Below are 13,441 nucleotides of genomic sequence, written 5' to 3'. Positions count from 1 at the left end.
CCTGCGCTGCGTGCATTAGCTCACGCGCAGCGCAGGCCGCGCACGGTCTGCGTGCATCGGCCGCCGCTGCAAGCGCGCGCGGCATACCGATGTCCTGCACGACATGACGATCGCTTGCGGCGAAGCCGAAACGCAGCGCCCGCCGGCGCGCACGCGCTACATCGGGAACGCGCCTCCAGACATCGGCATGCCGCGCATGCGACGCTAGCGGCCATGAACGATTGGCACCCCTCGCTGTACCGACACTGGTTCGCCGTCGCCCGGGCCGACGCGCTGCGCACTCGGCCGCTGGCGGTGACGGTGATGGACCGGCACGTGGCGATCGCGCGCTGCGCCGACGGCAGCCTGCTCGCGCTGGAGGACCGCTGCCCGCACCGGCATGCGCCGCTGTCGGCCGGCTGCGCCACCGGCGACGGCCTGGCCTGCCCGTACCACGGCTGGCGCTTCGGCCGCGACGGCGCGCTGCGCGAGATCCCCGGCATGCCGCCCGGGCAGGCGCCGCCGGCGGTGCGGGTGCGCGCCTTCGCCGCGCGCGAACACGACGGGTTGATCTGGCTGCGCCCGGATCCCGACGGCGACGCGCACCCGGCGCAATTGGTGCAGGCCTTGCAGCCGCCGTCGCGGCGCTTCCTGTGGCGCACGCGTTGGGAGGCGCACGTGGTCGATGCGCTGGAGAACTTCCTCGACCCGCTGCACACCCACCTGCTGCATCCGGGACTGGTGCGCCGCGGCGGCGCGCGCACCGCGATGCGCGCCTGCCTGCAGACCACCGCCGAAGGCTTCCACGTCGACTACGCCGGCGCCGCCGCGCAGAGCGGCTGGCTGTACCGCTTGTTCGAATCGCCGCGCACGCTGGAACGCGCGCACTTCGCCGCACCAGGCACCGCGCAGATCGAATACCGCTACGCGCGCGGCGGCCGCGTGCGGATCAGCCTGCACTTCACCCCGGTCGGCGCGCGCAGCACCGAGGTGTTCGCCAGCCTGCACGTGGACGGGCGCTGGGCGCCGGCATGGGCGGTGCGCTGGCTGGTGTGGCCGCTGCTGCGCAAGGTCGGCGAGCAGGACCGGCGCATGCTCGCGTTGCAAGCGCACAACCTGCAGCGCTTTCCCGGCGCGCGCGGCGCCTCGACCGCGCTGGACCTGGTGCGCGAGCCGCTGCGCCGCTACTGGGACGGCGCGCCGCTGCCGGCACCCGGCGCGCAGCAGTCCGTCGACATCATGCTGTAACCGCGTCGAACGCGCCGAGCGCGTCGATCGCCTGCGCCAACGGCACCGGCCGCCCGATCAGGTAGCCCTGCACGTGGTCGCAGCCGTGCGTTCGCAACCACTGCAGCTGCTCGGCGCTTTCCACTCCCTCGGCCACCACTTCCAGGCCCAGGCTGCGGCCGAGCGTCAGCAGGGCCTCGCAGATCGACGCATTGCGCGCGTCGCGATGCACGTCGGCGACGAAGCTGCGATCGATCTTCAGCGCATCCAGCGGCAGGTCGCGCAGGTAGGCCATGCTGGAAAAGCCGGTGCCGAAATCGTCCAGCGCCACGCACACGCCGAGCGCGCGCAGCTGCCGCAGCACCTCCAGCGCCTGCTGCGGATGCCGCATCAGGCTGCTCTCGGTCAGCTCCAGGTGCAGGCCGTCGGCGGCCAGGCCGGCCTCGGCGCAGGCCTGGGCCAGGTCCGCGACCAGGTCGCCATCGAAGAACTGCAGCGCCGAGACGTTCACCGCCACCGGCAACGCCGGCCAGCCGTGCGCCGCCAGCTGCCGCCTTGCCTGCGCCGCGGCGCGCATCACCCAGCGGCCCAGCGGCAGGATCAGCCCGGTGTCCTCGCACAGCTGGATGAACTGATCCGGGGCGATGTAGCTGCCGTCGGCCTGCGGCCAGCGGATCAGCGCCTCCAGCAGGCGTGGCGCGCCGCTGTCGGCACGCACCACCGGCTGGAAATACAGCTCGAATTCCTGCCGCTCGATCGCCTGGTGGATGCGCCCGGCCAGGCGCAGGCGTTCGCCGATGCGCGCGGACATGCTGCGCTCGAAGCGGGCGACGCTGCGCCCATCGGCCTGCGCCGCGTGCGCCGCCTGCGCGGCGCTGCCGATGATCTCCTCGGCGCCGGCGGCATCGTCCGGACACAGCGCCACGCCGACATGCGCCTGCAGCTGCTGGGCGAAGTCGCCGCCCTGCACCGGCGTGGCGACCGCCTCGAGCAGCGCTTGCAGCGCCTGCGGCAGCTGCTGCGGATCCAGCACCGCCAGCACGAAGTCCTGCGATGGCTGGTACGCGGTCAGGCCGAAGCGCTCGCCGAGCCCGCGCACGCGCGCCGCCACCGCGCAGCGCACCGCGTCGCCGGCGGCGCGGCCCAGGGTGTCGCCGATCAGCGCCAGGCCGCGCAGCTGCACGTAGGCCACCGCGTAGGCGGCGTGCGGCCGTGCGTTCAGCGCCTCGGCCAGCGCGCGCGGATTGAGCAGGCCGGTGGCGACGTCGTGGCTGGCGCGGAACGCGAGTTCGCGCTCGTAGGCCAGGCGCTGGCTGACGTCCTCGGCCAGGATCAGCCGCGCCGGCGCGCCGCCGAACTCCAGGTCGGCGCTGTGGATGCGCACCGACAGCAGGCTGCCGTCCTTGCGCCGGTGGGTCCAGATGCTCGGCTCGTCGAAGCCCTCGCGCGGCTTGCGCACGTCCGCCAGCAGCCGCTCGGCGTCGCTGGCCGGTCGCAGGTCGAGCAGGGTCATCGCCAGGAACTCGTCGCGGCTGTAGCCGTACTGTCGGATCGCGGCCTGATTCACTTCCAGGAAGCGCAGGCTGTCCACCGCGAACAGCCAGAACGGCAGCGGGTTGCGTTCGAACATCAGCCGGAACTGGCGCTCGGCATCGATCAGCCGCGCCGCCACCTCCAGCCGCTCGCTCACGTCCTGCACCGCACCGGTCATGCACATCCCGTCGCGCCCATGCACCAGCGCGCCGCGCGCGGCCAGCCAGCGCAGGCGCCCGTCCGGCATGTGCATGCGGTACACCGCGTTGTACTCGCCAAGCCCTTGCAGCGCGTCCTCATAGCTGCGCGCCACCCGCGCGCGGTCGTCGTCGTGCACCCGGGCCAGGAACGCGTCGACCGTCATGCTCATCCGCGGCAGCCCCAGCATCGCCCCGGTCGGCTCGGACAGCAGCAGCTGGCGCTGGTCGGTGTCGATCTGCCAGGTGCCGATGCCGCCCATCTCGTGCGCCAGGCGCAGGTCCTCGTCGCCGCGGCGCAGCCGTTGCAGCAGGTGCCGCTGGCGGTGCTCGGCGCGGCGCAGGCTGCCGAGCAGGTAGATGAACCCGGCCAGGTACAGCAGGTACACCGCACTCGCGCCGCCGGCGAACCACCACCAGCCGGCCAGCGCCTCGCGCACCGACAGCCCCGCCACCGCCAGCAGCGGATAGTCGCGCCCGCCGCTGATCGCCACCATCCGCGCCTGCTGGCCGAACACCGCTGCGCGCATGCCTAGGGCCAAGCCCTGCGGTTGCGACCGCGCCAGGCCCGGCGGCAGCTGCACGCGGCCGCCGGCGGCCGGACCGCTGGCGGCCAGCAGCAGGCCGTGGGCGTCGATCAGGCCGACCACGCCGTCGTGCCCGGTATCGAAGCCGGCGACGATCTGCTGCAGCGCCGCGACCCGCCAGCGCGCCAGCACCCAGCCGCCTGAGGCCAGCGGCAACGCCAGGCGCACCACCGGCTCGCCGTCGGCGGTGCGCTGCAGCGGCCCGACGGACACGCCCGCGCTGCCGCGCTGCGCCTGCTGCGTCCACTGGCGCACGCTGGGATCGCCCGCGCCGCCAAGCCAGCGCGCACCCTGCGCATCCAGCAGGGCTACGCTGTGCAATTCCGGATGCCGCGCCAGCAACCCCTGTAGCGAGGCCTCGACCAGCGCCGGCGCATGTGCCGGGGTCTCCGCGCGCAGCGCCTGCGCGTTCGCCGCCTCGCCGCGCAGCGCTTGGCCCAGGGTGTCCAGCTTCACCTGCAGCAGGCGGTCGGCGCCGGTCGCCAGCGCCAGGCTCTGCCGCTGCGCGGCCGCCAGCCGGTTGTCGCGGTCCTGCACCAGCACGTAGGCCAGCGCACCGGCCAGCACCACCGCCAGCAGCAGGCCCCACACCAGGATCGCGTGCAGCGGCGCGCGCAACGCCCGCCGCAGGCGGTGCCTGAAGCGCAGGTCGCGCGTCTTGTCGGTGGCGGAGAAACGGTGCGGCATAGGTCGTCTTTAGAGCGGCACGGCGGCCGCGATCTTGACCGGCCAGGAGCCGTGCATCCGGACTGCGCACGCGCATTCCCGTTCATCTTCCGCAACGGCCGGACCGTACCTAGCCGGGCCAGTGCACCAGCTGCTGCGGCGCGATCCCCACCCGCCGGCAGGCGCGTTGCGCGATGCCGTCGCTGAGCGCCACCCGGAACAGCGGCGCCAGCCCTTGCAGCATCCGCGCCGAGGCCGCCGCGTGCAGGCCTTGCAGGCGTCCGCGTCCAAGCATCGCCGTGGCCCACGGCGGCAGCAGCGCCGCGCCTGCGCCCAGGAACAGGTCGCGCGACAGCCCCGCGGCGGGCACCGGCAAGCGCAGCGAGGACAGCACCGCCAGCACCTCGCGCGAGCGCGCGTCCACCCGCAGCTGCGGGCGCACCTGGGCGAAGTACGCCAGCACTTCGCGCTCGGACGAAGGCACCGCCTGCGCGCCCAGGGCCTCGGCCACGCGCCGCACCTCGTCGTAGTAGCGATCGGCGATGGCCGGCGGCACCGCGCGGCAGTAGCGGCGATAGCCCTGCAGGAAACCGTAGGCCTCGGTGACGTGCACCCAGGTAAGCAGCGCCGAATCGTCGGCGGCATAGGCGCGGCCGTCCGGCGTGTGGCCGCGGATCCGCGCGTGGATCGTGCGCACCCGCTGGACCAGGCGTTGCGCCTCGGCCAGCGGCGCATAGCTGGTGGCGGCGACGAACTGGGTGGTGCGGCGCAGGCGCCCGACCAGGTCCTCGCGGAAATTGGAATGGTCGTAGACGCCGGCCAGCGCCAGCGGATGCAGGGTCTGCAGCAACAAGGCGCACAGGCCGCCGGAGAGCATGCCGGGGAACTCGGCATGGATGCGCCAGGTGACGCTGTCCGGGCCGAACAGGCCGGCGTCGCCGTGCGGTTGATCGTAGTCGATGCTGCTATGGCCACGCGGGAACGCGCCCAGCACCCAGCGGCGGATCTGGGCGGAAGCCGGGGCGGTGAGCGTACGCAGCATGGCGGTCATCGGCACATGGTAGCGAGCGGCATGCATGCGCCGCGCAAACCGCACGCCCGCGTTGGCGACGTCGCACGCAATGCAGCGGCCGCCGGGGGCTGCGCGGCGCTGCGACGGCCGCATGTGCGATCGCAGCATGGCAATTGCGGCCACTGTGCTAGAAAGAACCTGCCTCAAGATCGCCAGCGGCATCGTCGTTCGTCACCGTATCTGCAAGGAGCCTGTCATGATCGCTTTGTTCAAGGGGTTGGGGTTGTTGCTGGAGGACAACGCGCTGCACCAGCGCTCGTTCCCCGAACAGGTCGCGCATTGGCAGCACAAGAGCGAAGCGCAGCTGCGCTCGGAAGTGGACGTGCTGGCCAAGGCCAAGCAGCAGTGGCTGGTGGCCTCGATCGTCGGCTGGCAGGCGATCTCGCTGGTGATCCTGGGAGTCATCACCAACCAGTTGTGGCAGCACGACTACCACGTGACCTTCTCGCGCATCGTCATCGTGTTCAGTTCGTGGGTCGCGATCCTGTTCGTGATCTGGTTCATCGCCAACATGTTCGACCGCACCGCCGGCTTCGAGCGCTGGCTCACCGCGTTCAACAGCCGCGAGCCGCTGACCGTCGATGCCGACACGGTGGAGTGTGTGGCCGATGCGCTGAACATGGCGCGCAAGTATCCGGAGATCCTCGAGTACAAGCGCGAAGTGGTCGCCAACCGCGAGTTGCGCCACGAGGACATCCGCATCATGCGCGAGATGGGCCGCATCCGCCTGCACGCCGAACTGGTCGCCGCGCTGATCCAGTTCGAAGGGCTGCCGCCGGGCGGCCAGACCGGCGTGTTCCGCGTCGCCGGCTGAGCCGGCTGCGTCGCGCCGTTACTGCGCGACGCGTCTCAACTAGGCGCATCGCCCTCCGCAACGGAGGGCGGGCGCAATCATCGTAGTGGGCGTATCGGCGCGCCGCGCGCGGCGACAGCGCTACACAGATACCCGTCATCCGCACCCATCCAGGTTCTTGCCGCCGCGGCCGTTGGCGGCCTGCATGCGCACCGGTGGCGCGCGCATCCATGCAAGGCATGCCAACGCACCGCAAGTCGGCCGTGCGCCGCTTCGCCCGTGGCCGCCGCTGCCCGCAGCAGTACTCCTGCGTCTCCCTAATAAAGCGCTCGCGTCGCGACGATGGCGCCCGCCTGCGCGGCGCCTGCACCGGAGGCCGCCCGCCGCGCCGAGCGCCGGCGCTTCGCAAATGCCTCTTCGCGAAATATAATCATTCTCGATTAGCCCTCCCCGCCTCCACCCCACGGTTCCGATGAAACTGCATCCCCTTCCGCTCGCCTGCCTGCTCGGCATGGCGGCTTCCACGGCTGCGCGCGCGGCCGACGCGACCGACGCCGTGCAGGCCACCGCGCTGCCCGCGGTGCAGGTCCGCGCCGAGGTCGACACCGGCTTCCGCAGCACCGCACCGGCGCAGTCCGACAAGTCGGACGCGCCGCTGGCGCAGACCCCGTTCTCGATCACCGTGGTGCCGCGCGCGCTGCTGGACAGCCAGCAGGCGCAGACTCTGGCCGATGCGCTGCACAACGTGTCCGGCGTGGTCGCCAACACCTTCGGCCGTCGCGGCTGGGACGACCTGATCATCCGCGGCCAGACCGCCTCCGACTCGCTGTTCGTCGATGGCCTGCGCACCGCCGCCAACAACCGCGTCGCCGAGCAGCTGTTCGGCATGCAGCAGGTGGAAGTGCTGAAGGGGCCGGCCTCGCTGCTGTACGGCCAGGTGTTGCCCGGCGGGCTGGTCAACCTGGTCAGCAAGCGCCCCGCGCGCACGCCGCTGCGCCGCGCCGAACTGGGCGTCGGCAGCGACGGCCTGCAGCAGGGCAGCTTCGACCTGAACCAGCCGCTGTCGGCCAACGGCAAGGTCGCGCTGCGCCTCAACGGCCTGGCGATGAATGCGGACGACCCCACCGACCACGTGTATTTCCGCAGCCGCTGGATCGCACCGTCGCTGTCGCTGGACCTGGGCGAACGCACCGATTTCGTGCTGCTGACCAGCTACCAGGAACGCGACTACATCCGCCAGCAGGGCCTGCCCTGGGAAGGCAGCGCCGACGCCAATCCGAACGGCAGGATCGACCGTTCGCTGTTCACCGGCGAGCCGACGCAACCGCCGTACCACAGCCACCAGAGCCGCGTCGGCTACGTGCTGGACCACCGCTTCGACAACGGTTGGACCCTGCACCACGCGGCGCGCTGGCAGGCATTCGGGCTGGACGGTTTCTTCATCGCCAACAACGGCCTGGCCGCCGACCTGCGCACGCTGCGCCGCACCGCCACCGACCAGCACTACGACGGCCGCACCTGGGTGCAGGACACCTACCTGCAGCGCGGCGTCGCCACCGGCGCCTGGCAGCACACGCTGACCGTCGGCGTGGACGCGTTCAAGACCTGGGAATGGAACGTGCAATCCACCTGCCGGGTCGGCACGCTGAACGTGTACGCGCCGGTCTACGGCGGCGCCATCGCCTGCCCGGCCACGCCCAGCCGCGACAATCTCAGCGTGGTCGCTTCCGGCGGCCTCTACCTGCGCGACCGCATCCAGTTCGCGCGCGACTGGCAGCTGCTGCTGGGCCTGCGTCACGACCGCAGCCGCAACCGCAGCGAGGACCATCTCACCGGCGTGGACGCGCGCAACGACGCCAGCGCCACCACCGGTTCGGCCGCATTGATGTTCGATGCCGGCGGCGGACTGCATCCCTACGCCAGCGTCGCCACCTCGTTCTTTCCCAACGTCGGCACCGACGCGCAGGGCGCGCAGTTCGACCCCGAGCGCGGCCGCCAGGTGGAGCTTGGAGTGAAGATGGAACTGGACGCTGGCACCAGCCTGAGCATGGCGCTGTACGACCTGCGCCGGCGCAACGTGCTGCAGGCCGACCCGCTCAACGACGGCTACAGCATCGCGGTCGGCGAGCAGCACAGCCGCGGCGTGGAGCTCAACGCCGCCGCCGACCTGGGCAGCGGGGTCAGCCTGTTCGCCGGCTATGCCTACACCGACGCGGTGGTGACCGACGACGGCGCGCAACGCGTCACCACCGTCGGCGACCGCCTGTACAACGTGCCCAGGCACAGCGGCTCGCTGTGGCTGCAGTACGCGCCGCACGGCGTGGACGACGGCTGGACCTTCAGCGGCGGCGGCCGCGCCGAAGGCGAGAAGACCGCCTACGGCCACCGTATCCCCGGCTACGTGGTGTTCGACGCCGGCCTGGCTTACCGCCAGGGCCACTGGCGCTACGCGCTGAACCTGAAGAACGCATTCGACCACGACTACTACAGCGGCGGCCTGCAGCGCGCGGTGGCGCTGGGCGACCCGCGCACGCTGCTGTTCTCGGTGGGCGTGGATTACTAGCGCCCCGTTTGCTTTGCAGGCAACTCAGCGGCCCCGGCGACATGTCGGAGCTGAAGCCCCTCCTACAGTGCACCCAGCTCGTCGTCGCGAGCTCCTGCATAGCCCGCGAGCTTCTGTAGGAGCGGCTTCAGCCGCGACGAACGAAGCCATCCAGCTATCCGACCTCGAAAGCAGTCGGGACTGAAGTCCCTCCCACAGTGCACCAACAGGCTCGCCGCAATTCCTTGTGGGAGCGACTTCAGTCGCGACGAGCGGAGCCGTCCGATTGCCAGGCCTCATGAAGCGATCGCGACAGATGGGCCCAAAAAGATCGATATCGCAGCGGCTTCGGCAACCTGTCGCGGCTGAAGCCGCTCCTTGTATCTGGACATGGCGCCCCTGAAGGCGTTATGTCTTCCGACTGATCATCGGGGGAGGTGCGGGAAGTCCAGTCGCTCCTGAAGCTTCGAGCTTGTGCTGTAGATCGGCTCCCGCCCTCCATCTGCTGGCCCTGTGGTGTCCGCACGGTATCCAGAGTCCGCCGCTGGCGTGAACTCGCATCCACAAGGCAGGACCGGGCGCAGCGATGATCGTGATCACCCATCCGATGGAGGAGTCCTTATGTCCCCAGTCGTCGGCATTGACGTCGCCAAGCGCAGTTTCGATCTGGCCATCGACCTGGCCAACGGCAAGTACCGCACCAAGGCCAAGCTTCCCAACGATCCGAAGGGCTTCCAGGCCCTGCACGCGTGGCTGCAGACGCACGCGCAGGCGGACAGCTGGATCGTGATGGAAGCCACCGGCACCTACCACGAGGCGCTAGCCGAGTTCGTGCATGGGTTGGGCTACCGCGTGTGCGTACTCAACCCAGCGCAGATGGCGCTGTATGCACGCAGCCAGCTGACCCGGGTCAAGACCGACCGCAGCGATGCCAAGCTGATCGCCAGCTACGGCCAGCGCCATGCGGCGCAGCTGCGGCCCTGGCAGCCCGACCCGCCGGCGCTCAAGCAGCTCAAGGCGCTGGTGCGGCGCCGGGACGACCTGCTGCAAATGCTGCAGATGGAGCGCAACCGCCTGGACGTGGCCGCGCCGGTGGTGCGCGACTCGCTCCTGGAGAACATCGGCCAGTTGCAGGCGCGCATCGCGCAGATTGAACGGGCCATCGACGACCAGATCGACCAGGACCCGACCTTGCGCGGGCAGCGCGACCTGCTGGTGAGCATCGATGGGATCGCCGACACCAGCGCGGCGTTGATGCTGGCCGAACTTGGCAATGTGGAGCGCTTCGCCCACGCCTCGGCGGTGACCGCCTTTGCCGGGCTCAACCCCCGGCTGCAGGAGTCCGGCAAGCGCCAGGGCCAGGTCTGCATCTCCCGCACCGGCTCCCCGCGGCTGCGCGCGGGCCTGTACATGCCGGCCCTGGTCGCCATGACCCACAATCCGGTCGTCCGTGCGCTGAAGCAGCGCCTGCGCGAACGCGGCAAAGCCGGCAAGCAAATCGTCTGCGCCGCCATGCGCAAGTTGCTGCATCTTGCCTACGGCGTCCTCAAATCAAACACGCCCTTCGATCCTCAAAAGGCCATTGCCTGTTAGACGGGAAGACGGTATCTACAGTGCACCTGGCGAGTCGGCCGTTTGCTCCCTGTAGGAGCGGCTTCAGCCGCGACGAACGAAGCCGCCCAGCTATCCGACTTCGGAAGCAGTCGGGACTGAAGTCCCTCCCACAGTGCACCCAGCAAGCTTGGTGCAAGTCCTTGTGGGAGCAACTTCAGTCGCGACGAGCGGAGCGTCCGATTGCCGGGCTTCATGGAGCGATCGTGACGGATGGACCCAAAAAGAGGCATCGCAGCGACTTCGGCGACCTGTCGCGGCTGAAGCCGCTCCTACAGTGCGCCTGGCGAGTCGGCCGTTTGCTTCCTGTAGGAGCGGCTTCAGCCGCGACGACGAAGCATCCAGCTATCCGGCTTTGGAAACAGTCGGGACTGATGAGCGGACTCTGACCCGCGACGGTATCGGCAACTGCCCCCTCGACGCCGGTCGCCACTCAGCCCTGCGCGCACGGCTGCGCCGCCGCCGGGGTCTCGGGCGCGACGCACTGGCCGAAGTCGCGCGGCAGGCCGGGGATTTCTCGGCGCTGGCCGACCTGCAGGTCGAACTCCTGCAGCACGCGCGGCGCGCACGACGCCATTGCCGTGCCGCTGCCGGCAGCCGCGTCCGGCGCCGCGCAGGCGGCATAGACCTGGTAGTGGCAGTGCCCGCTGCGGCTGTCGACGCAGCGGAACGTGGCCAGCCCGCCGCGGTAGGTGGTGCGGCTGAAGATCACCGCCACGCCGCGCTCGCTGGTATGCACCACGGTCTCGCGGTGGGCGTCGGTGGACAGGTCGAGGTTGGCGTGGCCCTGGCAGCCGGCGAGGCTGAGCAGGCACGACCACAGCGCGGAGAGCAGACGCATGGCGGATTCCTTGTTCCAGTGCGAAAAAAGCGAAGGCGGCGCTTACATGCCGCGGAACAGACTCATGTACGGCTGGCTGACGGTCAGCACTTCGTCGCGGTGGCGCAGCTTCATCCGGCCCTTGCCGGTGTCGTCGCGGACCACCGAGGCCACCGCCTTCAGGTTGACGATGGTGGAGCGGTGGATCTGCCGGAACGCGGCCGGGTCCAGCACGTCCAGCAGTTCGCGCAGCGGCGTGCGCAACAACGCCTCGCCGTCGCGGGTCAGCACCGTGGTGTACTTGTTGTCGGCCTGGAAGTAGACCACGTCGTCGAGCAGGATCAGCCGCGTCTCGCGACCGCTGTTGGCGGTGATCCAGGCCAGCGGCGGCGGCGCCGAAGGCGACGGCGGGCGCTGCCCAAGACGCTGCAGCAACGCATCCAGCACTGCCACGTCCGGCCCCTGCGCGGCTCGCGCCTGCAGCCGCTGCACGGTCGCCAGCAGGCGTTCGCGCGCGATCGGCTTGAGCAGGTAGTCCACCGCGCCCTGTTCGAACGCGTCGATCGCGTACTGGTCGTAGGCGGTGACGAACACCACCTGGGTGCGCGGGCTCAGCTCGCCCAGCGCGCGCGCCACCTCGATGCCGCTCAGGCCAGGCATGCGGATGTCCAGGAAGGCCACATCCGGCTGGTGCTCGGCCAGGCGCTCCAGCGCGCTGGCGCCGTCCTCGCATTCGGCGACGATGCGCAGCTGCGGCCAGACCTCGCCGAGCAGCGCGACCAGCGCGGTGCGCAGCAGTTCCTCGTCTTCGGCGACGATCGCGTCAACCATGTCGCGCTCCTGCCGGCAGCGGCGGCGGGACCGGCGACGGCGCTTGCCATTGCGGCGGACACGGCAAGGTGATCGTCGCGGCCACGCCGCTGGGGAAGTTGGACACGATCGCGAACGTGGCCGCGCCGGCGTAGGTCAGGCGCAGGCGCTCGCGCAGGTTCTTCAGGCCGATGCCGGTACCGCTGGACTGGCTGTTGAAGCCCAGGCCGTCGTCGGCGACGGTGATGGTGACATGGTCGTCGAAGGCGCGCGCCAGGATCCAGACCGTGCCGCCGCCGGGCTTGGGTTCCAGGCCGTGCTTGATCGCGTTCTCCACCAGCGTCTGCAGCATCATCGACGGCAGCGCCAGGGTCTTCATCGCCTCCGGCACCTGCACTTCCAGCTGCAGCCGCGCGCCCATGCGGATCTTGAGGATCTCCAAGTAGGCCTGGGTGCGTTCGAGTTCCTCGCCGAGCGAACTCAGCGCGTCTTCGGCGCTGGGCAGCGAGCGGCGCAGGTACTGGATCAGATAGCCGAGCATCAGGTCGGCGCGCGGCGGATCGGTGCGCGCCAGCACCTGCGCGCTGGCCAGCGTGTTGTACAGGAAGTGCGGTTCGACCTGCGCGTGCAGCAGATTGAGCCGCGCCACGGTCAGTTCCTGCGCGGTGGCCGCCTGCGCGGCGGCGGCCTGTTCGTCGCGGCGCAGCTCGGCGACGCGGCGCGCCACCGCGCGGCTCAGCGCCTCGGCGTTCTCGTAGTTGCTGCCCTCGTCGACCGCGAACAGGTCGATCCAGGCGCTGGCGTCCGGTTCCAGCAACAGGATCAGGCTGCTGCTGCCGGCGCCGGGGGTCAGCGTCGCCAGCACCTGGTTGCGCTTGACCGCAAAGCGCGCGGCCAGGTTCCAGCGCGACGGCTTGCGGCCGTTGTACGGATCGATGCGGCGCACCTTCGCGCGCACCTGCAGGCTGTCGGCGGCGCTCTCGATCTCTTCCACCCGCGGCAGTTCGCGCACCGCCGCATCGACCAGCGCGAACGCCTCGCGGGTGTCCAGTGGGATCTCGATCTGGCGCCGCTGGCGGCTGGACAGGCTGGCGGTGTCCAGGCGCCCGGCGATCAACCAGACCCGGCGCAGGTGGGTGATGCCGGCGACCAGCGCCGACAGCATCAGCAGCATCGCCAGCAGGCCGAAGAACCAGCCGGGCCGGTCTTCCATGCCGTAGAACACGCCGCTCCAGACGAAGCCGGCGACGATCACGGCGGCCGCCCAGGCGCACAGCAGGCGGACGATCAGGGACACGCTGGAAAACATGGCGGCGGGGATCGGTGACATGCGGCGAGCATAGCCGCGGCGGCGCGGGCCGCCAGTCCCCTTGCGACGAAACCGCGCCGACGCGGACGAGGCAGCGGATCGGCGGAGCGAAACATGGCGCTGGCGAGGCTTCGGGGGCGTCCCGCGACCGCAGCGCACGACGGGACCGAGCCGTGCTGCACAGCGACCGCCTGCCCTGTCGCTGTGGCTGCGCCCAGCGAAGGCCTGCGCCAGCGCCAGCGCAGGCGCAGGCGCAGGACGCATACCGCAAGCAAGCGGTGTTGGCGACGCGAGC

Annotated in this window: 9 protein-coding genes; 4 read left to right on the top strand and 5 right to left on the bottom strand. The window is 70.7% G+C overall.

Annotated features, from left to right (window positions below; all coding sequences use genetic code 11):
* Positions 1–213 precede the first annotated feature (213 nt).
* Positions 214–1,227, top strand: a complete 1,014-nt coding sequence (locus NUG20_RS03335; RefSeq protein WP_263397038.1) for a Rieske 2Fe-2S domain-containing protein — start codon at positions 214–216, stop codon at positions 1,225–1,227.
* On the opposite strand, the gene NUG20_RS03330 is transcribed toward NUG20_RS03335, so the two are convergent.
* Both NUG20_RS03330 and NUG20_RS03325 read right to left on the bottom strand, forming a co-directional pair.
* The gene (locus NUG20_RS03330; protein ID WP_263397037.1) at positions 1,217–4,210 is read right to left on the bottom strand and encodes a bifunctional diguanylate cyclase/phosphodiesterase; all 2,994 of its coding nucleotides are present in this window, start codon (positions 4,208–4,210) and stop codon (positions 1,217–1,219) included. The genes NUG20_RS03335 and NUG20_RS03330 overlap by 11 nt on opposite strands.
* Before the next feature lie 109 nt (positions 4,211–4,319).
* Positions 4,320–5,267, bottom strand: a complete 948-nt coding sequence (locus NUG20_RS03325) for an oxygenase MpaB family protein (RefSeq protein ID WP_263397036.1) — start codon at positions 5,265–5,267, stop codon at positions 4,320–4,322.
* A gap of 190 nt (positions 5,268–5,457) precedes the next feature.
* Between NUG20_RS03325 and NUG20_RS03320 the strand changes: the two genes are divergently transcribed.
* The 3 genes from NUG20_RS03320 to NUG20_RS03310 all read left to right on the top strand — a co-directional run bounded on the left by NUG20_RS03320 (position 5,458) and on the right by NUG20_RS03310 (position 10,189).
* Entirely contained in the window at positions 5,458–6,075 is a 618-nt protein-coding gene (locus tag NUG20_RS03320; protein WP_263397035.1) for a hypothetical protein, read from the top strand.
* 451 nt (positions 6,076–6,526) lie between these two features.
* Positions 6,527–8,617 carry a TonB-dependent siderophore receptor gene (locus tag NUG20_RS03315; protein WP_263397034.1) on the top strand — a complete coding sequence of 697 codons (2,091 nt, stop codon included), beginning with the start codon at positions 6,527–6,529 and terminating at the stop codon, positions 8,615–8,617.
* A 600-nt stretch (positions 8,618–9,217) separates the two neighbouring features.
* Positions 9,218–10,189 carry an IS110 family transposase gene (locus NUG20_RS03310; protein ID WP_263396421.1) on the top strand — a complete coding sequence of 324 codons (972 nt, stop codon included), beginning with the start codon at positions 9,218–9,220 and terminating at the stop codon, positions 10,187–10,189.
* Between the two features lie 451 nt (positions 10,190–10,640).
* Here the strand turns inward: NUG20_RS03310 and NUG20_RS03305 are convergent, their stop codons facing one another.
* From NUG20_RS03305 to NUG20_RS03295, 3 genes are read right to left on the bottom strand one after another with little or no spacing between them, the layout of a single operon-like run.
* Positions 10,641–11,048 carry a hypothetical protein gene (locus NUG20_RS03305; protein ID WP_263397033.1) on the bottom strand — a complete coding sequence of 136 codons (408 nt, stop codon included), beginning with the start codon at positions 11,046–11,048 and terminating at the stop codon, positions 10,641–10,643.
* Between the two features lie 42 nt (positions 11,049–11,090).
* Positions 11,091–11,858, bottom strand: a complete 768-nt coding sequence (locus NUG20_RS03300; protein ID WP_263397032.1) for a LytR/AlgR family response regulator transcription factor — start codon at positions 11,856–11,858, stop codon at positions 11,091–11,093.
* Positions 11,851–13,146 carry a sensor histidine kinase gene (locus NUG20_RS03295; RefSeq protein ID WP_263398387.1) on the bottom strand — a complete coding sequence of 432 codons (1,296 nt, stop codon included), beginning with the start codon at positions 13,144–13,146 and terminating at the stop codon, positions 11,851–11,853. The genes NUG20_RS03300 and NUG20_RS03295 overlap by 8 nt, the downstream gene beginning before the upstream one ends.
* Positions 13,147–13,441 lie beyond the last annotated feature (295 nt).

The organism is Xanthomonas sp. CFBP 8443, from assembly GCF_025666195.1.
GTDB lineage: Bacteria > Pseudomonadota > Gammaproteobacteria > Xanthomonadales > Xanthomonadaceae > Xanthomonas_A.
The sequence above is the reverse complement of the archived record's forward strand: the minus strand, read 5'-3'. Positions and strand labels throughout refer to the sequence as shown.